This is a genomic window from Paenibacillus sp. DCT19, from assembly GCF_003268635.1.
Classification (GTDB): domain Bacteria; phylum Bacillota; class Bacilli; order Paenibacillales; family Paenibacillaceae; genus Paenibacillus.
Genome location: NZ_CP029639.1, coordinates 195,493 through 221,504, shown reverse-complemented (window position 1 = coordinate 221,504; position 26,012 = coordinate 195,493). Strand labels below are relative to the sequence as shown.

The 26,012-nt window shown below is 45.2% G+C and carries 20 protein-coding genes and 1 other RNA gene; 5 read left to right on the top strand and 16 right to left on the bottom strand.

From position 1 onward, the window contains the following. Positions 1–81 precede the first annotated feature (81 nt). Entirely contained in the window at positions 82–3,252 is a 3,171-nt protein-coding gene (locus tag DMB88_RS01025; protein WP_128099870.1) for an alpha-mannosidase, read from the top strand. 140 nt (positions 3,253–3,392) lie between these two features. Here the strand turns inward: DMB88_RS01025 and DMB88_RS01020 are convergent, their stop codons facing one another. The 6 genes from DMB88_RS01020 to DMB88_RS30625 form a co-directional block, all read right to left on the bottom strand. Further along, entirely contained in the window at positions 3,393–4,247 is an 855-nt protein-coding gene (locus tag DMB88_RS01020) for an aldo/keto reductase (protein WP_128099869.1), read from the bottom strand. A gap of 320 nt (positions 4,248–4,567) precedes the next feature. Further along, complete coding sequence (locus tag DMB88_RS01015) at positions 4,568–5,473, bottom strand: phosphatidylinositol-specific phospholipase C (protein ID WP_128099868.1); 906 nt, start codon at positions 5,471–5,473, stop codon at positions 4,568–4,570. 373 nt (positions 5,474–5,846) lie between these two features. Then, a complete protein-coding gene (locus tag DMB88_RS01010; RefSeq protein WP_128099867.1) occupies positions 5,847–7,769 on the bottom strand; it encodes an AraC family transcriptional regulator in 1,923 nt (640 codons plus the stop codon). Between the two features lie 141 nt (positions 7,770–7,910). After that, a complete protein-coding gene (locus tag DMB88_RS01005; protein ID WP_128099866.1) occupies positions 7,911–9,167 on the bottom strand; it encodes a mechanosensitive ion channel family protein in 1,257 nt (418 codons plus the stop codon). Positions 9,168–9,304: 137 nt separating this feature from the next. Continuing rightward, entirely contained in the window at positions 9,305–9,559 is a 255-nt protein-coding gene (locus DMB88_RS30630) for a hypothetical protein (RefSeq protein ID WP_254438406.1), read from the bottom strand. Between the two features lie 92 nt (positions 9,560–9,651). After that, complete coding sequence (locus tag DMB88_RS30625) at positions 9,652–9,966, bottom strand: alpha/beta fold hydrolase (protein WP_254438405.1); 315 nt, start codon at positions 9,964–9,966, stop codon at positions 9,652–9,654. A 570-nt stretch (positions 9,967–10,536) separates the two neighbouring features. Between DMB88_RS30625 and DMB88_RS00995 the strand changes: the two genes are divergently transcribed. Beyond that, entirely contained in the window at positions 10,537–11,796 is a 1,260-nt protein-coding gene (locus tag DMB88_RS00995; RefSeq protein WP_128099865.1) for a hypothetical protein, read from the top strand. 228 nt (positions 11,797–12,024) lie between these two features. On the opposite strand, the gene DMB88_RS00990 is transcribed toward DMB88_RS00995, so the two are convergent. Next, complete coding sequence (locus tag DMB88_RS00990; RefSeq protein WP_128099864.1) at positions 12,025–12,651, bottom strand: polysaccharide deacetylase family protein; 627 nt, start codon at positions 12,649–12,651, stop codon at positions 12,025–12,027. 316 nt (positions 12,652–12,967) lie between these two features. On the opposite strand from DMB88_RS00990, the gene DMB88_RS00985 reads away from it, so the two are divergent. The 3 genes from DMB88_RS00985 to DMB88_RS00975 all read left to right on the top strand — a co-directional run bounded on the left by DMB88_RS00985 (position 12,968) and on the right by DMB88_RS00975 (position 14,304). Then, the gene (locus tag DMB88_RS00985; protein WP_128099863.1) at positions 12,968–13,480 is read left to right on the top strand and encodes a hypothetical protein; all 513 of its coding nucleotides are present in this window, start codon (positions 12,968–12,970) and stop codon (positions 13,478–13,480) included. A gap of 185 nt (positions 13,481–13,665) precedes the next feature. Then, on the top strand, positions 13,666–13,971 hold the full coding sequence (locus DMB88_RS00980) for a hypothetical protein (protein WP_128099862.1): 306 nt from the start codon (positions 13,666–13,668) through the stop codon (positions 13,969–13,971). 42 nt (positions 13,972–14,013) lie between these two features. Beyond that, entirely contained in the window at positions 14,014–14,304 is a 291-nt protein-coding gene (locus tag DMB88_RS00975; RefSeq protein ID WP_128099861.1) for a transporter, read from the top strand. A gap of 74 nt (positions 14,305–14,378) precedes the next feature. On the opposite strand, the gene ssrA is transcribed toward DMB88_RS00975, so the two are convergent. The 9 genes from ssrA to gap form a co-directional block, all read right to left on the bottom strand. Beyond that, positions 14,379–14,743: a transfer-messenger RNA gene (ssrA, locus tag DMB88_RS00970) on the bottom strand. A 518-nt stretch (positions 14,744–15,261) separates the two neighbouring features. Next, positions 15,262–15,744, bottom strand: a complete 483-nt coding sequence (smpB, locus tag DMB88_RS00965; RefSeq protein ID WP_128099860.1) for an SsrA-binding protein SmpB — start codon at positions 15,742–15,744, stop codon at positions 15,262–15,264. Between the two features lie 290 nt (positions 15,745–16,034). Then, the gene (gene rnr, locus DMB88_RS00960; protein ID WP_128099859.1) at positions 16,035–18,815 is read right to left on the bottom strand and encodes a ribonuclease R; all 2,781 of its coding nucleotides are present in this window, start codon (positions 18,813–18,815) and stop codon (positions 16,035–16,037) included. Positions 18,816–19,342: 527 nt separating this feature from the next. Next, complete coding sequence (gene secG, locus DMB88_RS00955) at positions 19,343–19,576, bottom strand: preprotein translocase subunit SecG (protein ID WP_128099858.1); 234 nt, start codon at positions 19,574–19,576, stop codon at positions 19,343–19,345. A gap of 209 nt (positions 19,577–19,785) precedes the next feature. Beyond that, on the bottom strand, positions 19,786–21,072 hold the full coding sequence (gene eno / locus DMB88_RS00950; protein WP_128099857.1) for a phosphopyruvate hydratase: 1,287 nt from the start codon (positions 21,070–21,072) through the stop codon (positions 19,786–19,788). A gap of 240 nt (positions 21,073–21,312) precedes the next feature. Next, positions 21,313–22,857 (bottom strand): 2,3-bisphosphoglycerate-independent phosphoglycerate mutase, encoded by a 1,545-nt coding sequence (gpmI, locus tag DMB88_RS00945; protein WP_128099856.1) that lies wholly within the window; start codon positions 22,855–22,857, stop codon positions 21,313–21,315. Between the two features lies 1 nt (position 22,858). Then, positions 22,859–23,611, bottom strand: coding sequence for a triose-phosphate isomerase (gene tpiA, locus DMB88_RS00940; protein ID WP_128099855.1), 753 nt, complete (start codon positions 23,609–23,611; stop codon positions 22,859–22,861). A gap of 33 nt (positions 23,612–23,644) precedes the next feature. After that, a complete protein-coding gene (gene pgk / locus DMB88_RS00935) occupies positions 23,645–24,826 on the bottom strand; it encodes a phosphoglycerate kinase (protein WP_128099854.1) in 1,182 nt (393 codons plus the stop codon). Between the two features lie 147 nt (positions 24,827–24,973). Further along, positions 24,974–25,981: a type I glyceraldehyde-3-phosphate dehydrogenase gene (gene gap, locus DMB88_RS00930; RefSeq protein WP_056695277.1), complete on the bottom strand. Its 1,008-nt coding sequence runs from the start codon at positions 25,979–25,981 to the stop codon at positions 24,974–24,976. Positions 25,982–26,012: the final 31 nt, after the last annotated feature.

Genomic DNA, 26,012 nt, shown 5'->3' with positions numbered 1-26,012 from the left:
TGATATGTTAGCGCTTGCAATAATCTTGCTCCATTAACGACTACAGCTTGTACTTACTTCATACCAAGGTGGGAAACAAACATGAAAATGAATTCCTTGTATACTCGGATCCATACCATTGTTAAACACTTGGAACGTGCACGACTGACTTCAAAAACAGATATTCCCGAGCTTTACCATAAAGAAAGTGGTTATCATTCATGGGAACTGGTGCATGAAGACCCAACCTCCTGGAATGTTTTTCGCAAGGGAGACGGCTGGGGCGGCAAGGATGTACACAGTTGCTTCAAGACCCGTATTCGCATACCTGACCATATGGAAGGAAAAAGAGTAGTTTGCGTCATCGTAACGGGTGCTGACGATGTATGGAACTATGATAACCCTCAATTCTTTGCATTCCTGAATGGGGAATTGATCTGTGGACTCGACGTCAACCACACCGAAATTGATCTCACCCCGGCTGCAGTTAAGGGCGAAGAGTTCGAACTGGCATTATATGCGTACTGTAGCACTTCGGCAGCGGATGTATTCTTAAATGTATATATAGCTGAACAACATCAGCCTGTATCTGACTTATACTATGATCTCAGAGCGGCGCTTGAAGCCGCCGACCTATTACGTGACGATGATCTGGAGCGACTTAAGCTGATTGAACATCTGAATCAGGCGGTAAATCTGCTGGATCTTCGCCAGGAGAACAGTGCTGATTTTCATGCATCGGTGCTGGAAGCACGTCAATATTTGCAAAATCATGTCTACAGTGATGCCCGACCTGCGGGAGATCATATCCCTACAGTTCACTGTATCGGTCACACTCATATTGATGTGGCATGGCTATGGACATTAGACCAGACCAGGGAGAAGGTCATCCGAAGCTTCGCGAGTGTGCTCTATCTGATGGACAAGTTCCCAGAATATACGTTCATGTCTTCGCAGCCTCAGTTGTACTCATACCTGAAGTCCGATTATCCGGCTCTCTATGCCAAAATCAAAGAAAAAGTAGCCGAAGGCCGCTGGGAAGCGGAAGGCTCGATGTGGCTGGAAGCGGACTGTAACCTGATCTCTGGTGAATCAATGATTCGTCAGATTATCTATGGCAAACGTTTCTTCAAGGAAGAATTCGGCGTGGAAAACCGGGTGTTGTGGTTACCCGATGTGTTTGGTTACAGTGCAGCCATGCCGCAGATTATGCGCAAGAGTGGCATCGATTATTTTATGACGACCAAAATCGCTTGGAATGACACAAACCAAATTCCGAACGACACGATGTACTGGCGAGGTATTGACGGCTCTGAGGTGTTAACGCATTTCATCACGGCAACAGACTACGACAAGCATCCCGAATTCAGACAGCGCAGGTTCGAGACAACCTATAATGGACGGTTCAATGCATCTCAGATCAAGGGAACATGGCAGCGATACCAGAACAAAAACATCAATACCGATGTATTGCAGTGCTACGGATTTGGCGATGGAGGCGGTGGCCCGACAGAGGAAATGCTGGAGCAGGGTAGACGTCTTGAGAAAAGATTGCCTGGCATGCCTACGGTTAAACGTACCTTTGTCCGTGAATTCTTTGAGAAGCTGGAGCAGAATCTGGCCGAGGTTCGTTCCGTTCCTCGCTGGTCAGGTGAGCTGTATCTGGAATACCACCGGGGAACGTATACCTCCATGGCTCGCAACAAACGGTACAACCGCCACAGTGAATTTGCACTGGCTGATGCGGAGCTATTCTCTGTTATTCGTCAGCAGGTGGATGCACAAGCGACCTACCCAACGGATGCTCTAGAGCACGCATGGAAGCTTACCATGTTGAATCAATTCCACGACACCCTGCCGGGAAGTGCCATTGAGCAAGTGTATATTGATTCGAAGGAACAATATGAAGAGGTCTTCCAGGTTACGGATGAACTGAAAAACAGTGCATTGAACGGAATTGTGAGCAGCATTCAGTCGGATGGAGAAACCATCGTTGTATTTAACACTACCGGCTTCGAACGGACGGATATGGTGGAGCTGCCTGCTTTTACGAAACAAGTGACGGTCTACGACGGGGAGCGTCCCGTACCAAGTCAGCGTACAACGGAGGGTGGACTGGTATTCCTTGCGGAGAACGTACCACCTTCCGGGTACAAAAGCTTCCGCATCCTGCCTGATGTATCCACTGAACAGATTGTCGGCGTATCGGTTGCACATTGGGAAGCTGATCAGCAACGTATTCAGACACCGTGGTACGATGTTCAATTGAATGAAAGTGCCGAGTTCGTATCCGTTTGGGACAAATTAGAGGGTCGTGAACTGCTCCAATCTGGCAAACGTGGCAATGTGCTGCAAGTATTTGAAGATCGTCCTGCCGAATACGAGGCGTGGAACATTGACGAATATTATGAAGAGCATATGTGGGAAGTTAGTGATCTGCAGGCGCTTGAATGGGTGGAAAGCGGACCGGTGCGTTCTGTGCTTCAAGTCAAACGGCAATTCCTCGATTCCGTCGTTGAGCAGAGAATCATTTTCTATGCGCATACACGCCGAATTGATTTCCTTACGCTGGTAGATTGGAAGCAGGAGCATTTATTATTGAAAGCTGCTTTCCCTCTGGATATCTGGAGTGAGAAGGCTGTCTACGAGATTCAATACGGTAACGTAGAGCGTGCAACCCACCGGAATACAAGCTGGGATCAGGCTAGATTCGAAGTCTGCGGACAGAAATGGGCGGATCTTGCGGAGAACGGGTATGGTGTTGCATTGCTGAACGATTGTAAGTACGGACATGACATTCATAATTCGGTGATGCGACTGTCACTCATTAAGAGCGCGACGTACCCGAATGAGAATGCTGACAAAGAGCTGCACGAGTTCACATACTCCCTCTATCCACACAAAGGAGATTTCCGTGAAGGACGTGTCATCCAAGCAGCATATGATATCAATCGTCCTCTAGTCGCTCGTGAAATTGGATCGCAAGCTGGCAGGTTACCAGGGGTCTGGTCGCTCGCATCCGTGGATCAGGACAATGTCGTGTTAGAGGTTATCAAAAAAGCCGAGGACAACGATGATATCATCATCCGTGTCTATGAAGCACATGGTCGCCGCACTCGGGCTGCTCTTCAGTTGCCTGAAGGTTCTAGTTCAACGGCATATGCATGTGATCTATTGGAAAATGTGGAAGCAGAAAGTGCCGTAGACAATGGTCGTATCTCTTTCGATATCAAACCGTATGAAATACTGACTTTCCGTATTCCGAAGGCATAATATCGTTTTGATGTTACATGTACTCTTTTATCGCAAAAAGTGCTCCTAGTCTCGTTAAAGACAGGAGCACTTTTTTTGTTGATACTGACAATTACACAATTCACTATAGGATACATATGCAACTATTTATTTTTCACTCTTTAAAACTCCTCATACTCACTCGGATCTTGATCCCACAAACGTCCATCTGGTCGGCTAAAGGAAGAGATGACTTGCATCTCCTCTGCGTTCAGCTCGAAGTCGAAAATATCGATATTCTCCTGCTGATGCTGGAGCGAGCTTGCCTTAGGAATTGGAATAGAGCCGAGCTGGATATGCCAGCGCAGAATAATCTGGGTTGGCGTTTTGCCATGCGCTTCAGCAATGCGGAGGATTTGGTCGTCCTTCACGATATCCTGTACGGCATCATTGCCACGTCCAATCGGGCTCCAGGATTCATTCACAATGCCATGCTTCGCATCCTGTTCCCGTTGATTCGTTTGGTCGAAGAATGGATGAAGCTCAATCTGGTTCAGGCTTGGTGCTACGCCCGTTTCCTTAATCAGTCGTTCATTATGTTCAGGCAGGAAGTTACTTACGCCAATGGAGCGGATATATCCACGTTTCTTCGCTTCAATTAGAGCTTGCCAAGCCTCCACATACACATCCTTCTTCGGATTAGGCCAGTGAATTAAGTAGAGATCATAATAATCCAGGTCTGCTCTATAGAGCGATTCTTGGATAGCTACTAATGCTTTATCATACGCGTGATAGCGTCCCGGTAGCTTCGAGGAAATCAACAGTTCTTCTCTAGGAACAGGGCTCTGCTTGATTGCTTTTCCAACCGTTGCCTCGTTCTCATAATTGTAAGCTGTATCAATCAATCGATAACCTGCATCCATGGCAGACACGATCGATTTCACGCCTTCTTCTCCTTTTAGACTATACGTACCGAACCCGATCGCAGGCACTTGCAAGCCATCATTTAATGTATATTGCGGGATTGAATGTTTCATATGAGAACGCTCCTTTGTTCGATATTCTTATGTGTTTTGGAGAAAAAAGGGATATCCCCTCTCGGTTTATCTTAACCCCTCATACATGCTTGAATCAATTGGCCGTTAATCCATAGCCCTGCTCCGACATAGAAGACACGTTCGCTCTCCGCTCACTCTTGTGTAGCTTACATACCACTGAGGTCTGTATTGTAATAATTCATCATGCATTTCTCAACAAGTGCCAAAGAAGACGCCAGTCACAGTGAACCAGCGTCTTTTTTGTAGGTTTTATACGAGAGCTCATAATTTGTACTATAACTTGTACTGTATCTCTTACATTAGAAATTAGTTGAGATGATCTTAGCAGCTGTGCCCTCGTCGATGAAATCCATCACCGATACACCAAAGCGTCCCTTGGTATTCGTCGTAAAGAATGAGTTTACTTTAGGATTCAGATCGTCTTTAATGGAGCGAATGTTTGGGATACCGAACCAGCCTGGGTCATACCCACTTGTGAAATTCAGGTACAGCCAGGAAGGATTTTGAGTTTTGGCTTCATTGTACATGTTCTGAACATCCGTCCACTTCTTGCTCTTATCCGATACTTTAAAGTAATCTTGGATCTTCATTTTGGCTGCATTCTGGATGTTGAAGGTTGTGTTCTCCTGCCATGCGGTAGCATTAATGCCGTATGGAGTTTGACTCATATCGAATCGACGAAGTAATACAATCTTTCCTTTTGCTTCGCCAAGGGTGGGGATGTGGTCGGTTAGTAGCCATTTGTCCGGGTTTTTGGCGACATAGGATTTAAAAGTTTCTTCGTAACTGCGTGTATTATTCGCTGGGGTATGTTCTTCTTTTACACTCATAATAATGGTCTCCGATGGATTACTGTTCAGGAAGCCAATGACCGCATTTAATACATCATCAAAGTTCTGGTTTTGATAGACTGACCCATGGTGGATGGTGAACGCATTCCCGTAATGTCTCGTACGCACGTCGAGGTAGCGAACCCCAATATTTAATTGCTGCGCAATCGTCAGATCCTGTGTCTTGGCCGTTCCACTGATGGGCTCGTATAGAGCACCGCTGTCATGTGTTCCCGGAATGGAAAGAGAAGCCAGTGAGGTGCTGGAAGGAAGCGATCCCATCCAATTGGAGCTGCTGTACGCGGAGGACACACTGGTCAACGTCCATGAAAAGAGAGTGACGAATGCAAGAGCCAGGCTTAGTCTTTTGAACAATGTAAATACCACCTTTGCTTGTTTTGGTGTGCGTCTGATCAGAAAGCGGCGCCAGCTCAATGATCAAATGCCTGTTACAGGCTGATATGCATATGCGTGGGGTTGTCTAGATGTCTATACATCAACTCTACTACTCCAGTGTTTACATGTGATTACGTCTAAGTAAAATGCAGATTAATTGAGAAATTGGACAAAAAATACATTTTACAGAACATGTATGATTACTTTATGAAGTGTTTAGCAGTGGATAGTTTTAGATAGAAAATAAGTAGAGGTAAAACAGAATAAAGCCCTCATCATGAATAATGAGGGCTTTTTGAGAACTCTTTTGAGTGATTAGCATTCTATCGATCTTATCTAATCGGTGCATTGGTTATTTATTCTCTGTAAGTATATCAACAACGATGTCGAGCTGCTTTTCTACACTTATTGGATCGCTCATAAGAAACTTATCAAAATCAATAGAGTATACCTTGCCTGCCTTCCCTGCTGGCGATTGTTGAATCAACTTCTGTACGTCCTTGAGATGCTCCTCTGAACCTTCAGTCACCGCGAGGAATAACCGATCACCGATATACTCCGGAACCACCTCGGCTGAGATCTCCCAAGTTTCGCCTTGGATCACGTCTGTCTCTACCTTCGCCGCTGGCTTCAGACCGAGATATTTGTAAATGATATTGCCTCCCATATTGGTATCCCCGTAGACAAAGAGCGCATCAGGTCGCACGTTCAAAATAGAAAAGGTCTCATCATCACTCACATAAGGGCTAACTTTCTCCTTATATTCAGCTATTTTGGCTGCGAACTTCTCATTCCACTGCTTGGCTTCCTCCTGCTTCCCAAGGATATCACCAAACATTTCGACATCCTTAATCGGGTCATTATACTGCTCAACAACAATGGTTGGGGCGATCTGACTGAGTGCATCATACCCACCTTCCACTGCCTCCGCAAAGGCTGCCGTTGTCACAATCAGATCTGGATTCAGTGATAAAATCTTCTCGGCATCGGGTGGAACACCCACATCTTCAATACCAGAAATATCTTCTATCAGCGGATTATCCAGAATGTATGTTGTTGTACCCACCGGCTTCACCCCAAGTGTCATCAGTTCACCCATATGATAGAAACTGACAACACGCTGAGGATGCACGGGAATTTCCGTTTCGCCCTTCAGATGAGTATACATCCGCGTTTCTATAGTATTGCTGTCTGTGGATGTAGCTGTAGTCGTCGATGGTTCTGATGATGGAGTCGGCTGGGAAGCCGCTGTATCTGTAGTGCTGCCTGTCTGGCACGCACTGAGAAGCAAGGATGTGCATAGTAGCATCATCGCTCCAAAGGTTGGTCTTGAAAATCTAAACATCGATGTGTCCCCTTCCCCGTTCAATTGATAATAAGTCTCATTCTCATTATGGGAATAGGCGTTGGGGCTTACAATAGACGATTCCAACCATCGTAATGGATTATACTGAACCTGTACCGTCTGTTGATGTTCTGCGCGAAACTGTAGCGGAGATAAGCCAGTATGCTTTTTGAACAAACGACTGAAATAGTACACATCCGCATACCCCACGTTGCTTGCAATCTCCTGAATACGTGCCTCTGTCCTTAATAGAAGCTGCTTCGATTTGTGTATGCGCACATGAATGAGATATTCAATCGGGCCAAGTCCAATCTGATTCTTGAACAAACGAGACAGGTAACTTGTACTGCAATGGTACCTTCTCGCGAGTTCTTCCGCTGTAATCGATTCGTTGTAATTCGTGTGAATGTAGTTGATCGTCTCTGTTACGATAGTTGTTCTGCTGTTTTCTTGGTTCGTCGATGTCTGAATTTGCCTCAAGACCTCGTTTACAAACGGGAGGAACGTAGACTGTGCCTGTAACTTATCCATCGGACTAGATTGTTGCCATGAACGGAACATCGTATCACATTTTTCCTGAATCGCCAGTAATGCATAGGGTGTAAAAACATACGGTATACGAAAACTTTGCGCATCCTCTAGTGACGCACAGAACGGCGTATATTGAATGAAGTAACAGGCAAAGTCCTGATCTAGCGGATGCAAACTCAGTTCATCTCCCTCTCCCCCGTGCAGAATATAGGGAGCCTGCGCCTGATACACCTTTCCTGATAAATTCACTCTAGCCTTTCCATGCGTTATAACTATGAAAAAACTGCCCTGTCCCAGATCAAGATCAGGGACTATACCATACGCTACGCGATAATGCCGAATCTCCAGCAATCTAAAGGCAGTTCGGCTCCACCGCTCAATATGAGCTTCCCAATCCATACATGCTCCTCCCCACTTTGATGGCAGAACGGCCTTTATCGTTGCTGTTACACCTGGATTTCTTTCGATTTAAAATATGCCTATTATATCACAGACAAAAAGCCATTAACCCCTAAGGGTTAACGGCCATTAGAATCATTTTTATGAGTACTCTCTTACATATTGTTTATCTTCTTTCAGTTGCACGATATCATGACCTGTTGGATTCTGGAAGGCACGAAGTCCAAAGGTTTGCGCAACCGCAAAGATATGGTCAAAGATATCGGCCTGCACGGATTCATAAACGCCCCAATTAATATCATTGCTGAATGCGTAAATTTCAAGAGGCAGTCCGCGATCTTCCGGTGCTAATTGTCTTACAATCATCGTCATATCCTGATTAATTTTGGGATGATTCCGTAGGTATTGATGGATATACTCTCTAAAGACACCCACATTGGTGAGCTGTCTACCGTTCACATTGCTCTCCCGATTTACTTGATGCTCAACGTTGTAGGCTTCGATCTCCTCTAGCTTGGTGGTTACATAATCGGTTAAGTAGTGAATTTTCTCAAATTCAGCTACCATCTCCTCCGTACAAAATCGGATACTACTGATATCAATATAGATGCTTCGCTTAATTCTTCTTCCGCCCGAGACCTGCATACCTCTCCAGTTGCGGAACGAGTCAGAGATTAGAGCATAGCTGGGAATCATCGTAATCGTTTTATCAAAATTTCTGACCTTCACGGTATTCAGTGTAATGTCGATGACGTCACCGTCTGCATTATATTTCGGCATTTCAATCCAGTCGCCTACGCGTACCATATCATTGGATGATAATTGCACACCCGCGACTAGCCCAAGAATCGAGTCTTTGAACACCAGCATCAGTACCGCCGATAATGCACCAAGTCCACTAAGAATGATCAATGGATTCTGACCAATCAGGTTCGAGATGACGATAATGCCTCCTATAATAAATAGGACAATCTTCGCCACCTGAATATATCCCTTAATCGGTCTAATCTTCGAGACTTCATAGGAACGATATATCTCATCGAATACATTGAGTAATGTGTTGAACACGGTGATCATGACAACAATCATATATGTCATTGCAGCCTTCTCTACTAAGGCTTGGTAGGCTGGAAAGATATAAGCTGAGTAATAGATAATGATGGCTGGCACGAGATGCGACAGCTTGTGAAATAATTTTTTCTCGACAATGATGTTGCCCCATCTGTAGCGGTTGTTATTGACGATATGATTGATCGTCTTCAGTACGATTTTTTTGGTAATATAATTCGCCACGACTGAGATCATCGCAATAAAAATAATCATGATGATGTTTGAAAGATACCCGATGGATGGTTCACTCATGCCCAATTCTTCTAGTTGATTTCTAATAAAGTCCATGGTTTCCTCCTCACACAGTTTAGTTTAGCCTACTATTATAGAGTAGTTTGAAGCACGACGCAAAATGCCTACAAAAATAACCACCTAAGAAGGTGGTTTCTTCGTCTAACCTCATAAGACCGCTCCGCCGCGCCCTGCTATAACTGCTCTATGAATCGTTCGCTCTCCTCCGCAATGCGGTCTGGTGCCTCGTTATGAATATAATGTCCACCAGGTAGGAATAGAATTTCGCCTCTTTTCACAGACGCTATGTAGTTCTTCAAAACAGCCTGCCAGTTCTGCACCGGCACTTCCTCTCTGCTCGAACCAAAGAAATACATCGGTACATCTGGAACACCGTGTTCCAGAACCTTGGCCGCGTTATCTCTAATCATCTTCACTTCGTCGTTCATATTCGACGTCTGCGTACTCTTGTAAAATAGGGCTCGGTAGAGCTCCTCTTCTTGCGAAGAGAGTTGCTTCTGCTGAATAGCCGCTGATGAATCTACAATGCCAGGGAAAAAGCGGGTGATTCCAATGCGTGCTCCATACCTGTAAGTGCCATTGTTCCAGGCGAAGGGAGCGGGTATTCTTCATACACCTCTGGAACCGCTGGATCAAGTCCGATAATGGCCTCGACCTCAGCTGGATACATCTGTGCCCAGTATAAGGCTTCAATGCCTGACATCGAATGTGGAAACAAGACATATGGTGGTTGCTGTCCTGCCAAAGTCAGTGCGGATCGTGTCTCTTCGAGCATCGTATCGATATCACGGGAGACCTTGGCCGTTTCACTGAAGCCATAACCTGCTTTTTCCACAACTGCGATCTTATATTGATCCGATAATCTAGTGTATAAAGCTTTGAAATCCAGTACAGGAGCAGATGTGCCCCGCCCGACATAAAGACAAGCGTTCGTGATCCGGTTCCCTCGGTGTAGACGTGCATCTGATGATTGTTCACATTGACCATCGTTCCTGACGGTACAAGTAAAGCTGATTCTTGTTTTAATTGAATTCGATGATTCGTGAAGCTAATAGCGATAAATATAAGCAGAAGACCCAGCAAAGCGATGACGCTATATCCCATTCTTTTCAACCAAACTCTCATCGTTATCCTCCTACCACATGTTTATTCCATAAATCAGGTATGTGTATGTACATTTCCAAACGGTTAAACTCTCTAAATGAAGCTCTACTGTGACCCCAACCCTTACGGTTAGCTCGATAATGCTCAATACCATCTTCTCATAAAAAGGATACAGATGGAGAACGTTCTACTATTCGTTATTATACGAAATATACTACAACATCTGGTATAATGGCGATAATTACATATTAGTTTTTAATTATACGTGTAAAGATGATGAATCATAGGAGGATATGACGGAATGAACAGACTTTCCCTCGGTACTAAGGTACTGATGCTAATCACCGCATTTAGTTTGACACTAGCAAGTACAATTTCAGCCGCAGACTTCACAGAATTCCCCAAGCCTACGTGGAGTACCACGGTACCAGCCAATACAAGCACAAATGACTTTGCCTACAAACCTATAGAACATCAGTATTTACCTATCGTGTCTACGAAGAACCATACGGCCTACATGTTGCTACGTCATAAAGTAGGGAACAAATCTACCTATCAAATGATGGCAGTCAACGACATAACCGGAAAACCAAAGTGGGTTCACAGCTCACCTTATAAATATAATCCCTACGATATTGATGCAAATGGGAACCCTTACTATGTAGAAAAGGTTAAAGTCGGAAACAAACATGGGAGCAAGCTGATTGCATTGGATGCCAATATGAAGCCACGATGGGAAAAGGTCTTTCCTGATGGCGGAAACTTCGAGGTGCTGAGCGATGGTCGTTATGCAGTCATTGATTTTGTTGGCGAGCAAAACCTACTTAAGCTCTACTCACCAGAAGGTAAAGAACTTGTTAGCAGATTGTACAATGGTACAATTCGACACATCCAAGGAGATTACGTTGGTACAGCCAACTATGAGGAAAATGCTACGGTCATAACGATTTACTCTATCTCAAGAAATAAAAAAGTCACCTCTTACGCTTGGCCAAAAGAATATTTCAGTCCGTACCATAACGACTTTGATGTCCTGAGTGGTGGTACGATTCTTGTTCCTCTCATCGACGAAAAGACAGGAATGGAAACGTTACAAGGTATTTCGCCTACAGGGAAAAAGAAATGGACTCGCTCCTTGCCCACACCAGTACCTAACAGTACACTGTTTCAATCGATCGGAAACCATTATCTCATTCAAGAGAAAAATACACTTAGCGTCTATGACACAAACAACAAACAGATCTCCACAAGGATCTTCGACGATCTTCCTGAGCTTGGTAAGTTACAGTTTCTGAATAAGGATACCTTTGTATTCGGTTCAGTCGAGGATAAAGGGCTGGTTCCTGTGAAGTTGATTGAGCAAGGGTTTACCAACAATGATTATGTTACACTGCCATCGAAAGCGGTATATCATGTGCTGGATCGTACGCTAAGATCGATAAACGCATTAAAGTTAGACCAAGCGCCGTTCTCGGCAGAGAACATCCGCTTCGTCAATGCTAATACATTTTATCTAACCATGGAGAAAACATTAGCGAAGTACGAGCTCACGGGTAAGTAGGTTTGGTGATTGCTAGTATGCGGAAATTTTCGTTTGATATGAATATGATCTATGTAACTGGGTAGCTGCACTTGTAGTTCTTGTAGTTCTTGTTAAAATAATGTTCCATTCTTAATGTCTCTAGAATGGCTGGTTTAACACCATTGGTAAGATGCAGGGCACCGCGTGCTGGATATTGCACGCGGTGCGAATAACAACTTCATGCTAGGTTCACCTTAATTCATTTCCTCACGCTTCATTCGAGATGGCTAGTAATTCGCTTACTGTGACCAAACGGTACCCTTCCGCAATAAGCTCTTCTACCAGTATTCGAACAGCCTCCACCGTCTGTGAACGATCCCCATACCCATCATGAAAAATGATTACACTACCAGGCTTTACCGTAGGCCTTGTATGCTCCAAAATATACTCTACACCAGGGTTGTCCCAATCCTTCGCACCGCCGTTAACCGCAGCAACCGTATGGTAACCCTGTTCCACCGCCAGAGATAAGATGTCGTCATTTATCCCAAAGTATGGTGGTCTGAAGAGCTTCGCTGGATTTCCTGTTACTTCCTGTATGACCTTCTCCGCTCGTTGTAGTTCCTCCCCTGCTTGCTCCAACGTTAATTCGGTCAAATTGGGATGTGTAAACGTATGATTTGCTATCTCATGCCCTTCACGGTGAACCTCAGCTGCAATTTCAGGGTACGATTCCATCTCCTTACCAATCATGAAGAAGGTCGCTTGTCCTCCAACACGATGGAAAATCTCAAGGATTTGCTGTGTGTACACCGGATGTGGGCCATCATCAAATGTGAAAGCTACAGCCTTTTCTCGAACGGATACCTGTTCAACTAACAACATTTTATTCATGAAATAATAGCTCCTCTCTATGATAACTTGAATATAAAACCTTAAAGTGTGTGTTTTACACATGGAGTTAAGATATATGTACAATCGTATTATGGTAACAATTATATCAAACAGCATGGGAATATAGGGAAAATATGAGGTCTGAAATAGAAATTAGCCATCATCGGTTTCTCAATTCTCAACTGGCAATAGCAGACCTAACTTTACTAGCAGCATTAAATGTAATAATATTACAAATATACTTAATAATATGTAGATAGCTTTATATATTAAATACGTCAAAGAGAGCAGAATCTATAAGGGAGAAACTAATTTTATGAAGAAAAAACGTGGCTTATGGGTGACCCTAGCTCTAGCTATGACGATAACAGCGATAATTGCTTATGCTTCAACAAGCACAAATCAGGCAGGTGTACTTGCAAGATCAGATACACTTGAAGGTTCCAATAGTGATCCTTTTACCGAAGAAAAGCCTATCGACTCAATGGTTATTGGTACGGACAATCCCATTGGTGATACTGTAAGTGGCAATGCAGTTGTACAAAAATTCTTCACTGTAAATGCGGGGCATGGCCATATTAAACTTTCGATGAACAACCATAGTAGTCATTCGGTTTTTGTTTCCTTAACACACAATAATACGGAAAAAGTATATTTCTCTCAGGAGATTGCCGGAAAAGAAAATTTTACGTGGAAAAACTTCGAACAAGGTTTTGAACAAGGCGTGCGTGGTGGAGACTATACGCTTCAATGGAGTGGCGGGGGTAGTCAAGTAAATGGCGACTTCTCCGGGGTAACCGGTTCATCCATTTCTGATGTTATGAATTAACGATTCAAGTGTGCTGTTGAGAAGGCTCTCGATGCCGAGGGCTTTTTTTGTTCACTCAATCTCCTTCGGGTCAGCCCGTTTAAAAGAATGGAGACCTGTTATCAATCGCATGCAAACTGTAACTCCCCTATAGGCTTCTGCATAGCATGGAGAATATGAACGAATCTAAATTGGAGGTCATGACCATGAACTTGCAACTGCAGGGGCAGCAAGAACAAACATTGTTTCGAATGGATCCAACCACTATGAATAACTTAAAATCCATTCAAGACCATGTAACAAATACATGTAAACACCATGTTAATACACTTGTTCGAGTGGAGACAGTAGATGGCGATGTTTTTGAAGGGTTACTCATCCACGGCGAAAGGGGAATTTTATACTTAAAACTACCAAGCTCTATGACTAATCGAGGCTTTGTTCCTGGTTTCCAAAATGATGTCGTATTACCCCTAGTGCTGTTTAATTTACTCGCCATTTCATTATTATAGGCCTGACCCAAGCCTAATCCTATCATTAAGGAGTGAAATTTTATGGCATTCATGCCGCCTCAAGGACCACAAGGAACACAGCAGCCACCATCCTCTCCTCCTCCACAATTCACACCACCGCAACCCGCTGCTACAGCGTTCGCCATCGACCCCGGAGCTATTGTCGGTTGTTTATTCCGCAACACCTATGTGTGGCTGAGAAATGGGAACTCGTTCTGGTTCTTCCCAACCTTTGTAGGGCGTACATCCGTTGCAGGTTTTAGATGGACCGGTCGAAGATGGGTGTTTACTGGAGTTGATCTAAGAAGCATTGTGTCATTTACATGTTTTTGAGAAGAAAATAGCGATCCCTTTTCAGCTCAGCAAAAGCAAAAAAGCACCCTCTTGGGTGCTTTTTCTAATACTACTAATGGAGGCGAGGGGAGTCGAACCCCTGTCCGAAGATAACGACACATAAGCTTCTACGGGTGTAGTCACAGTTTTGATGTCACCCGAGTATCGCCCCGTAACCGGCTATACGTTGGGTCAGCCTGATTGTCTTCTTCAGCACACCCCAGGCGGAGATGTGACAGCGTATCCCACTACTAGTTAGCCCCTAATCCTGTCACATGGGCGATGCAGGTTAGAAGCACGCACACAGTTTCTTAGGCTGCGAAAGCGTAGTTTGTTTGTTGTTTGCCGTTTAATAGGCTTTAGCGTTGATGAAGCGGACGCGTCCCCACTACCCGCTACCCATGCTCGAACTATCCCCGTCGAATCCATAAACGCCCCCTCATATAAGAAGGGCTCCAGGATTAATCCGTGAATACGGAGCAAAGGTGCTGCACATCTTTTTCCTCCAAGGTAAAAAGATGCTCTTTCTAACTCGGCATTCCTGTCTGCTACATAAGTAATCTTATCACAGGACAGCTCACCGATATAGTACAGATTGCTGGAAGACATTCCAGCAGGCTAAGTAACCGTGCAAGTTTAACCAATACAGCAGTTACCAGCGAATCGTCTACATATTATACCGCGTCCCTCAGACGAAGTAAAGTTCACTGCCACGTAGCAACGATTCATCATCAGCTTCACTTAACTATTTTACCCACGATCCGAGAAAATTAAGCAACCACGAACTTATCTTCTCGCATCCAACGTACCCTCACTGCTCATAAGCAATAAAAAATCTCAATCCCGCCCATTACCGGAAAAGTTTGAGATTCTCTATCGTAATATGACTGTCACTAATTCACCAGCAACCGATGGCTAACGAAATCTAGACACAGCCTCTCACGCTTTACCATCCAATTAACGAGCAATCTTCTGCTTCTCGCGCATTGCTCTTTGAATATCACGTTGTGCATCCCGCTTGGCAGCAGTCTCACGTTTATCATATTGTTTCTTACCTTTACCCAGTCCAAGCAGCAGCTTGGCATAGCCATTACGCACATAAATCTTCAGCGGCACAATGCTGTAACCGTCTTGCTTCGACAGTCCAAGCAGCTTGTGAATCTGCGATTTGTGCAGTAATAGCTTCCGTGTGCGTGTAGGATCGAGTGGATTATGTCGGTTCCCTTGTTCAAAAGGACTAATATGCATATTGTGAATATGAATCTCACCGTTCCGAATCGTGGCAAACGCATCTCCAATATTCGCACGTCCGTTACGAATAGACTTAATCTCCGTTCCGGTAAGCACCATGCCCGCTTCATACGTATCTTCAATGAAGTAGTCATGGGAAGCCTTTTTGTTCTGTGCGAGCACTTTACTCTGTCCATCATTCTTGCCCATGTCCTCACTCCTTCTTCATAAAATAAATCCGTTCCATGCTTGTGTCCACATGCATTCATGTTGCACCAAATTACCCGTGCCAGACCTCAATTGTAGCAATTACGGCTGTTAAAATCAAGAAAGAGGCGACCTCAGCCGCCCCTCCTCATTACACCTTTTCCAGACCATAGGAAACAGCTTCACACATTCCTCAAGACTGTCTCTTTTATCTATAACGCTTCATCAAGGATTGTTCTGCTCTCCAGATCATGCACCTTGTCAGCTCAACTCATCTATTCAACAGCCTTACCTTACTTTTTCTTCTTCCGTACAAAAGCCGCCGTACTATTACCCGCTCCGCCTTTGTTCTTCTTGCGCTTACGACGAGGTGCTCCACCTTCCTGAGTGCCTCCAGGTGTTGCTGCATCGCCAATAAAGATACCGCTAGGTGACGTTTTTTTGCGGCCATTGCCGCCTTTGCCACCTTTACCGGATTTGAAGCTGCCTTCACCGCGATCGCTGCGACCGCTAGAGCTACTTCCCTGGCCTCCGCCAGCACTTTGCTCCTGACTACCACTTGGTGCAGAGCTGTAGCCACCTTTGCCTGAACCAAAGCCGAAGCTTACTGCTCCTTTGCCACGATTAGTTGATGCACCAGCTTCTCCACTCCGGCGCTCACCCTTCGGTTTGCCGCTACCTTTACCAGCAAAGCCGCCAGTTGAGCCTGCTCCGGCATTCGCTGAACCACTACGTCCGCCGCGTCCACCTTTGCTGCTTTCTTCCGGTGATTTGCCGCCACGACCTCTTCCAGCACCACCTGTAGAGCCAGAGCCACCTTTGCCACCACGTGAACCACTGAATCCACCTTTCGCTGCACCACGTCCACCGTTACCTCCAGGGCGACCGCCTTTACCGCCGCGGCCACCACCGAAACCACCAGGACGCTCACCGCGAGGCTTCATATCCACCATTTCAAAGTCAATCGTATACTCTTCCATGCTTACACGTGCCACACGGATCTTCACTTCATCACCGATGCGGAACACTTTGGAAGTACGCTCCCCAATAAGAGCCATATGTTGATCGTCAAAATGGTAGTAGTCGTCCGTGAGCGCACTCAGGCGAATAAGACCCTCTACTGTATTCTCCAGCTCAATAAACATACCGAAGCTTGTTACGCTGCTGATCATGCCCTCGAACTCTTCGCCTACTTTATCCAGCATATACTCAGCTTTTTTCATTTTCTCCGTATCACGTTCTGCTTCCACCGCAACACGCTCACGTTCGGATGATTGCTGTGCAATATCCGCCATACGTCCAGCCAAGTACTCTTGACGGTTTTCTGGCAGAGCTCCGTTGTTCTCGATAACCTCACGAATCACACGGTGAATAACAAGGTCAGGATAACGACGGATTGGAGAAGTGAAGTGACTATAGAATTCTGCCGCCAGACCGAAGTGACCCGACATTTCAGAATCATACTTCGCCTGTTTCATAGAACGTAGCATCATCGTACTAATGACCGTCTGCTCTTTTGTTCCGTTGATATCCTCAAGCAACGATTGGAGCGCACGTGGATGGATGGCGTTACCGCGACCTTTAACGTGGTGTCCAAAATTCGCCGCAAAGGCGAGGAAATTTTGCAATTTTTCTTGATCCGGGTCTTCATGCACACGATAGATGAACGGTACTTTAAGCCAGTGGAAATGCTCTGCTACTGTTTCATTAGCCGCTAACATGAACTCCTCAATGATCTGCTCCGCAATCGAACGCTCCCGTTTCACAATATCAATCGGTTTGCATTCTTTATCTACAATGATCTTGGACTCTTCAAAATCAAAGTCAACCGCCCCCCGGCGCATACGCATCGCACGCAGCTTCAAGGCAACTTCCTTCATCAGATGGAAGTCATCCACCAGATCTTTATATCGTTCGAGCAATTCCGGCTCTTCGCCTTCAAGGATTTTACGAACGTTGGAATACGTCATCCGCTCTTTTGTTTTAATGACACTTGTGAAAATATCGTGCTTCACAACCTTCATCTGGTCGTTAAACTCCATCTCACAGGACAATGTCAGACGATCAACCTGCGGATTCAAGCTGCATATGCCGTTAGATAGGCGTTGTGGCAACATCGGAATAACACGATCCACCAAATACACACTACATCCACGATTATACGCTTCTTGATCCAGCTTAGAGTTCTCGCGCACATAATAGCCAACGTCAGCAATATGAACACCCAGACGATAATTGCCATTAGGTAGCTTCTCAACGTTTACCGCATCATCCAGATCTTTGGCATCTTCGCCATCAATCGTAACGATATTCAGCCCACGCAGATCACGACGCCCCTGTTGAACAATCTCCTCATCTGTGATGGAGTCTGGTGCCTGCTCTGACTCCGCAACGACTTCATCCGGGAAAGCTTCTGGCAGTTGATGCTTGCGAATAACGGACAGAATATCAATGCCCGGCTCATCCTTATGCCCGAGAATCTCAATAATCTCACCCTCAGCCGCCGCACGGCCTTCTGGGTAACTAACGATCTTCGCTACAACCTTCTGTCCATCGACAGCTCCAGCAAAATTAGTGCGTGGGATGAAAATATCCCTATTAATGCGTTTATCGTCCGGAATGACGAATCCGTATACCTCATGGCTTTGGAATACCCCAACGACTTGTGTCACCGCACGTGTAACAATGCGAACGATCTCGCCCTCCAAACGTCCACCTGACGGCCCTTTGGAAGTCACCTTCACGAACACGATGTCACCGTTCATCGCACTTTTCATATCATTCGCATGGATATACACATCGGGGTGCTCTCGATCCTCTGGGATCAGAAACGCAAACCCTTTGGCGTGTGCCTGCAAACGTCCACGTACCAAGTCCATACGTTCAGGCATACCGTAACGGTTGTTACGGGTAAGCAGAATTTTGCCGGATTCCTCCAGCGTATTGAGCATAATCAAAAAAGATTTGAAATCAGCTGCATCTTCAATCTCGAAGTGCTGTTCCAGCTCTTGATAAGTCATCGGTTTATAAGCGGTCTCCCGCATAAAGTCGAGCAATTGTTGTTCTGTTATCATTAATATATTCACCTCGGGAAACATAAAAGTATGATCTTGTCTCATCTCTTTATGTATCGGAATCCTTACCAATTTCATGCAATGTCATGCGTACCTTACTATCTCATACCCTAGTATACACGAATTCAATCCAGCACATCCGTCCCTAACAAAAAAACCACAGACGCAGGATTGCTCAAGGATAAGCACGCTTTCAAACGTAACTACGGATCATATCAAGTTAGAATTACTTCTTCTATACTTACTGAAAAAGGGATCAATCCACTTGTTCATGTATCATGAACCTCATTATAGGAATAGATTATGCGTGGAAGCACAGACAGGTACATTCCCTACATCGTAGGGGCATACCTTTCGAGGGAAGGAGAACCGAACAGAAGAGAAAAAGTAGTTCATGTATATAGGTGGCAGGAAAATACTGGACACTTTAAAATTTATTAAAAAACCTCCGTTTCTTCTCGAAACGAAGGTTAATCTTACAAGCGAATTCCGCTCATGCTATTGAATTGTCTGAGAACTTATCCTTCTTACTTGGACAAGATCGTAACAATAATAGACAAAATCATGAAACCTGCACCGAGTACAACCGTTGCACGTTGCAAGAAAAGATCCAGTCCGCGCGCTTTCGTTTTACCGAAAAGATGTTCCGCACCACCGGAGATGGCACCCGCCAAACCAGCGCTTTTCCCGTGCTGCAGCAATACTACAGTGATTAGACCGATCGAGAAAACAACGAGCAGCAATTTCAAAGCAATATCCATTCTTTCCACCTCCTACCCATGTGGGCATAACATCTCACCATAAAAACAGTTAGTTTGATTGTACCATAGCTACTGCTGTGATACAAGTAGTGCTTGCTATACATTCATCCAACTTTATCCACTGTTATAGCAAAGTCTGACGGAGATTCCTCTCCATAATAAAAAGACAAGCCGGTTACCCGGCTTGCCCGAAAAGCTGTGTACACAGCTTATTTTTTGAGGTTGTAGAATCCTTTAAGACCATTGTATTGAGCCAGTTCACCCAGTTGATCCTCAATGCGGAGCAATTGGTTGTACTTCGCGATACGGTCTGTACGGGAAGGAGCACCTGTTTTGATTTGTCCAGCGTTAGTTGCAACCGCGATGTCAGCGATTGTGCTATCTTCGGACTCACCGGAACGGTGGGAGATAACAGCAGTGTATCCTGCACGTTTAGCCATTTCGATTGCATCGAATGTTTCAGTCAATGTACCGATTTGGTTTACTTTGATCAGGATGGAGTTACCGATACCTTGCTCGATACCTCTACCCAGACGCTCTGTGTTTGTTACGAACAAGTCGTCACCAACGAGTTGTACTTTGTCTCCCAATTTCTCAGTGAGCAATTTCCAACCATCCCAGTCATCTTCGGACATACCGTCTTCGATTGTGATGATTGGGTATTTCTCAACCCATGAAGCCAGAAGGTCAACATACTCAGCGGAAGTGTAAGATTTACCTTCACCAGCAAGTGTATATTTACCATCTTTGTAGAACTCAGTGGAAGCTACGTCCATACCCAAGAATACGTCAACGCCTGGTTTGTAACCAGCTTTTTCGATCGCTTCGATGATTGTAGTGATTGCTTCTTCGTTAGAACCAAGGTTTGGTGCGAAACCACCTTCGTCACCTACTGCTGTGTTCAAGCCTTTGGAGCTCAGTACAGATTTCAGGTTGTGGAAGATTTCTGCGCCTACGCGAAGAGCTTCTTTGAAGCTTGGTGCGCCAACAGGAAGAACCATGAACTCTTGAACGTCGATGTTGTTGTCAGCGTGCTCACCACCGTTGATGATGTTCATCATTGGTACTGGAAGAGCTTTAGCGTTGAATCCGCCGAGGTAAACGTAAAGTGGCAAGTCCAAAGCGTCAGCAGCAGCCCGAGCTACAGCCATGGATACTGCCAAGATTGCGTTAGCGCCCAATTTACCTTTGTTTGGCGTACCATCCAAAGTGATCATCAATTTGTCGATACCCAGTTGATCCAATGCGTCCATACCGATAACTTCTGGAGCGATTGTTTCGTTTACGTTTTTAACAGCTTGCAGAACGCCTTTACCGAGGTAACGGGATTTGTCACCATCGCGAAGCTCAACAGCTTCGTGGGCACCAGTGGATGCACCAGATGGAACGATTGCGCGTCCGATTGCGCCGGACTCCAAGTATACTTCAACTTCAACTGTAGGGTTACCGCGGGAGTCGAGGACTTCGCGAGCGTACACGTCAGAAATAATAGTCATGAGTGATAATCTCCTTTAAATTTGGATTTATTTAAATTCGGGAAAACTTGTGCTTGCCCTTATTCACTACGTCAGCAGAATCGTCTTCCGATCGCTGTTATCCCCTGATTTCTTTGAACTTATCGTCATAAGTTGAAATCATGTGATAAAGGCGAACGCGTTGCTTCTTCAGACTATTTCTGCTGCCTTCGTTCCGGGGCAAACGCCAAACTGCCCAATTCATATAAGAGGTTGTGTATCTTATTTACGGGTAGCGATGACAGATGTTCCTGTCATTTCTTCCGGTTTTGGCAATTGCATCAGGTCAAGAATCGTTGGCGCGATATCAGCCAAAATTCCGCCTTCACGCAAGGTTACATTCGCATCAGTAACGATAAATGGAACAGGGTTCGTTGTATGTGCAGTGAACGGACGTCCTTGCTCATCGAATACCATATCCGCGTTACCATGATCCGCAGTAATCAGCACAACGCCGCCTTTTGCGAGAACCGCGTCTACAACACGTCCCATGCACTCGTCTGTTACTTCAACCGCTTTGATTGTAGGCTCCAGCATACCGGAGTGTCCAACCATATCAGGGTTAGCGAAGTTCAGAATGATTGCATCGTGTTTGTCTGCTTCAATCTCGCGTACACATGCGTCTGCCACTTCATAAGCGCTCATCTCTGGTTGCAAGTCATATGTTGCAACTTTTGGTGAGTTAATCAGTACGCGAGTTTCGCCTGGAAGCTCAACATCACGTCCGCCGCTGAAGAAGAACGTTACGTGCGGGTATTTCTCTGTTTCTGCAATACGCAGTTGTTTTTTGTTGTTCTGTACCAGAACCTCACCCAGTGTATTGTCGAGGTTCTTCGGCGAGTACGCCACATAACCTTCAACCGTCTCACTGAACAGAGTTAGGCACACAAAGTGCAAGCCTTCTGGGAACTTCGGTCCACGATCGAAACCGCGGAAGTCTTGGTTCGTGAATACTTGCGACAACTGGATTGCACGGTCAGGACGGAAGTTGAGGAAGATAACGGAATCGCCGCTTTCTACCAAACCTACCGGCTCACCATCCGCTTTGACGATAACCGTTGGTTCAACGAATTCATCAAATACGGATTTCTCATACGATTCTTCAACCGCTTTGAGTGGATCAGTGTATTTAGGGCCATCTCCATAAACGATAGCGCGGTATGATTTCTCAACTCGCTCCCAACGTTTGTCACGGTCCATCGCGTAATAGCGACCTTGTACCGTAGCGATCTGTCCTACACCAACCTCTTCAATTTTCGCGATCAGTTTTTGCATGAAGTCTTTACCACTGTCCGGCATAACATCACGGCCATCCATGAAGGCATGAATATACACATCATTCATTTCTTCTTTTTTGGCGAGATCCAGCATAGCGAACAAGTGGTCGATGTGACTATGTACGCCACCATCAGACAACAAGCCGTAGAGATGAAGCTTTTTACCGTTTTGTTTCGCTTCGCGTACAGCTTTAACGAGCGTTTCGTTATCGAAAAACTCACCATCGCGAATTGATTTGGAGATACGGGTCAAATCCTGGTAAACGATCCGGCCAGCACCAATGTTAAGGTGACCAACCTCAGAGTTCCCCATTTGCCCTTCTGGCAAACCTACAGCCTCACCGCAAGCAGTGAGTGTTGTGTGTGGGAATTGGCTCATAAAACGGTCATAATTCGGTTTTTTGGCTTGCGCTACCGCGTTGCCTTCCACCGTATTACGAAGACCGAAGCCATCCATGATGATCAGTGCTACAGGTTTTGGAGCTGTCATCTTACTTCGCCCCCTCAACAAGCGCGATGAACGAAGCTGGCTGCAAGCTAGCACCGCCAACAAGTGCGCCGTCGATGTCGCTTTGTCCGAGGTATTCAGTTACGTTCTCAGGTTTAACGCTGCCGCCGTATTGAATACGAACTGCATCAGCAACCTGCTCGTTGTACAGATCTTTCACCAATGTACGGATGTAAGCAATAACTTCATTCGCATCTTGGGAAGTGGAAGATTTGCCTGTTCCAATCGCCCAGATTGGCTCATAAGCAATAACAACTTGTGCTGCTTGCTCTGCGGACAGACCTTCAAAAGCAGCTACCGTTTGCACTTTGCATACGTCTTTTGTTTGGTTCGCTTCACGCTCTTCGAGCGTCTCACCAAGACAGAAGATTGGAGTCAATCCGTGACGGAATGCTGCATGCAACTTTTTATTGACAGTCTCATCGGTTTCCGCAAAATATTGACGGCGCTCCGAGTGACCAATAATGACATAATCCACACCCAGGTCTTTCAGCATGATGCCGCTGATCTCACCTGTGAATGCACCATTATCTTCAAAGTGAAGATTTTGGGCACCAATTTTGATGTTTGTACCTTTAACCGCTTCTACCAGTGTTGGCAGATTCGTAAATGGTGCGCAGATTACAGTTTCCACGCCTTCTACTTCCGCTTTTCCTTTAACCTCCTGAATGAAGTCATTGGATTCGGAAACGGTTTTGAACATTTTCCAGTTACCTGCAATAATCGGTGTTCTCATGGTTTTCAACTCCTTCATGCTATAGCTTAAAACTTATTTGTCGTTCAATGCAACTACGCCTGGAAGCACTTTGCCTTCCATGAATTCGAGTGATGCTCCGCCACCTGTGGAGATGTGATCCATTTTGTCAGCCAATTTGAACTTCTCAGCTGCTGCTGCGGAGTCACCGCCACCAATTACTGTGTAAGCATCAGTTGTTGCGCAAGCTTCCGCCACTGCACGAGTACCGTGGGAGAATGGCTCGATTTCGAATACGCCCATTGGTCCGTTCCATACAACGAGTTTGGAGTTTTTAACCACGTCAGCATAGATCTCACGTGTTTTAGGACCGATGTCGATACCTTCCCAATCTGCAGGAATGTCGCCAACTTCAACGATTTTTGTGTTTGCATTCGCACTGAAATCATCGGAAATTACGATATCCACTGGCAGGTAGAAGTTCTTGCCCAATTTCTTCGCTTTTTCGATGAAGCCCAGAGCAACATCCAGTTTGGATTCATCCAACAGAGATTGACCTACTTCATGACCTTGAGCCTTCATGAACGTGTAAGACAGACCTCCACCGATGATTACGTTGTCTGCAATATTCAACAGGTTGTCGATCACATCGATTTTGTCTTTAACTTTGGAACCACCGATGATTGCTGTGAAAGGACGCTCAGGATTGGAGATTGCTTTACCCAATACTTCAAGCTCTTTTTCCATCAACAAACCAGATACAGCTGGTAGCAAGTGAGCGATACCTTCTGTTGAAGCATGTGCTCTGTGTGCCGCACCAAACGCGTCGTTAACGAAAACGTCAGCCAGTTCAGCAAATTGTTTTGCCAGTTCAGGATCGTTTTTCTCTTCGCCAGCGTGGAAACGAACGTTCTCAAGCAACAATACGTCACCGTTGTTCAGTTCAGCGATTTGAGCTTTAACTGTTTCGCCAACGGAATCGTCAGCTTTAACAACTTTTTTACCAAGCAATTCAGACAAACGCTCAGCAGCTGGAGTCAAACGCAAGGATTCAACCACTTCGCCGTTAGGGCGACCCATGTGGCTTGCCAAAATGACTTTAGCACCTTTTTCGATCAAGAAGTTGATCGTAGGCAGGGTTGCACGAATACGCTTGTCATCTGTAATTTTACCATCTTCGAGCGGCACATTAAAATCTACACGTACAAACGCCCGTTTTCCTGTTAATTCGATATCACGTACACTCTTTTTGTTCATCTGTATTTCCTCCGCACCCATGTATTTTGTGGACCAATGAAGAGCAAAAAACCCTTGTCAATCCTGGTGTTTTTGAGAAATTTGCAAAAGGTTGATATATAAAGAGCGGAAACAATACTCTGTTTCCGCTCTATGTTATTGCAGATATTACTTAATCATTTTTGCAAAGTGCTCCAAAGTGCGAACCAATTGTGCAGTGTAGGACATTTCATTGTCATACCAAGCTACAGTTTTAACCAATTGTTGGTCGCCAACAGTCAGAACTTTAGTTTGAGTTGCATCAAACAGGGATCCGAAAGTGATACCTTGGATATCGGAAGATACGATTTCGTCTTCAGTGTATCCGAAAGTTTGTGGATCGGAAGCTTCTTTCATTACTGCGTTAACTTCTTCAGCAGTAACTTTTTTACCCAATACAGTTACAAGCTCAGTCAGGGAACCAGTAGCTACTGGTACACGTTGAGCTGCACCGTCCAATTTACCTTGCAGTTCAGGGATAACCAAACCGATTGCTTTAGCAGCACCAGTTGTGTTAGGGATGATGTTTTCAGCCGCTGCACGAGCACGACGGAAGTCACCTTTAGGGTGTGGAGCATCCAAAGTGTTTTGGTCGCCAGTGTAAGCGTGAATTGTAGTCATCAAACCTTGAACGATTCCGAATTTGTCTTGCAACGTTTTTGCCATAGGTGCCAGGCAGTTCGTTGTGCAAGATGCGCCGGAGATTACAGTTTCAGTACCGTCGAGGATTTCATGGTTTACGTTGTAAACGATGGTTTTCATGTCGCCAGTAGCTGGTGCGGAGATAACAACTTTCTTAGCTCCACCTTTCAAGTGTTTCTCAGCAGCTTCTTTAGTTGTGAAGAAACCAGTACATTCCAGAACGATATCTACACCGAGGTCTCCCCAAGGCAGTTCTTCTGGGTTGCGGTTAGCCAATACTTTAACTTCTTTGCCGTTCACTTTGAAGAAGCCATCATGTACTTCAACATCCCCATCGAAGCGACCTTGAGTTGTATCATATTTAAGCAAATGAGCCAGCATTTTAGCATCAGTCAAGTCGTTGATTGCTACAACTTCAATGCCCTCTACATTTTGAATACGACGGAATGCCAAGCGACCAATACGTCCAAAACCGTTAATACCTACTTTAATCATGAGTAAGTTCCTCCCAAGTTTTGATTGATTT

Coding starts and splice junctions, on each gene's coding strand:
- DMB88_RS01025 (WP_128099870.1), top strand. CDS start 82: ATGAAAATGAATTCCTTGTATACTCGGATCCATACCATTGTTAAACAC.
- DMB88_RS01020 (WP_128099869.1), bottom strand. CDS start 4,247: ATGAAACATTCAATCCCGCAATATACATTAAATGATGGCTTGCAAGTG.
- DMB88_RS01010 (WP_128099867.1), bottom strand. CDS start 7,769: ATGGATTGGGAAGCTCATATTGAGCGGTGGAGCCGAACTGCCTTTAGA.
- DMB88_RS01005 (WP_128099866.1), bottom strand. CDS start 9,167: ATGGACTTTATTAGAAATCAACTAGAAGAATTGGGCATGAGTGAACCA.
- DMB88_RS30630 (WP_254438406.1), bottom strand. CDS start 9,559: ATGAACGACGAAGTGAAGATGATTAGAGATAACGCGGCCAAGGTTCTG.
- DMB88_RS00995 (WP_128099865.1), top strand. CDS start 10,537: ATGAACAGACTTTCCCTCGGTACTAAGGTACTGATGCTAATCACCGCA.
- DMB88_RS00990 (WP_128099864.1), bottom strand. CDS start 12,651: ATGAATAAAATGTTGTTAGTTGAACAGGTATCCGTTCGAGAAAAGGCT.
- DMB88_RS00985 (WP_128099863.1), top strand. CDS start 12,968: ATGAAGAAAAAACGTGGCTTATGGGTGACCCTAGCTCTAGCTATGACG.
- DMB88_RS00980 (WP_128099862.1), top strand. CDS start 13,666: ATGAACTTGCAACTGCAGGGGCAGCAAGAACAAACATTGTTTCGAATG.
- DMB88_RS00975 (WP_128099861.1), top strand. CDS start 14,014: ATGGCATTCATGCCGCCTCAAGGACCACAAGGAACACAGCAGCCACCA.
- smpB (WP_128099860.1), bottom strand. CDS start 15,744: ATGGGCAAGAATGATGGACAGAGTAAAGTGCTCGCACAGAACAAAAAG.
- rnr (WP_128099859.1), bottom strand. CDS start 18,815: ATGATAACAGAACAACAATTGCTCGACTTTATGCGGGAGACCGCTTAT.
- secG (WP_128099858.1), bottom strand. CDS start 19,576: ATGGATATTGCTTTGAAATTGCTGCTCGTTGTTTTCTCGATCGGTCTA.
- eno (WP_128099857.1), bottom strand. CDS start 21,072: ATGACTATTATTTCTGACGTGTACGCTCGCGAAGTCCTCGACTCCCGC.
- gpmI (WP_128099856.1), bottom strand. CDS start 22,857: ATGACAGCTCCAAAACCTGTAGCACTGATCATCATGGATGGCTTCGGT.
- tpiA (WP_128099855.1), bottom strand. CDS start 23,611: ATGAGAACACCGATTATTGCAGGTAACTGGAAAATGTTCAAAACCGTT.
- pgk (WP_128099854.1), bottom strand. CDS start 24,826: ATGAACAAAAAGAGTGTACGTGATATCGAATTAACAGGAAAACGGGCG.
- gap (WP_056695277.1), bottom strand. CDS start 25,981: ATGATTAAAGTAGGTATTAACGGTTTTGGACGTATTGGTCGCTTGGCA.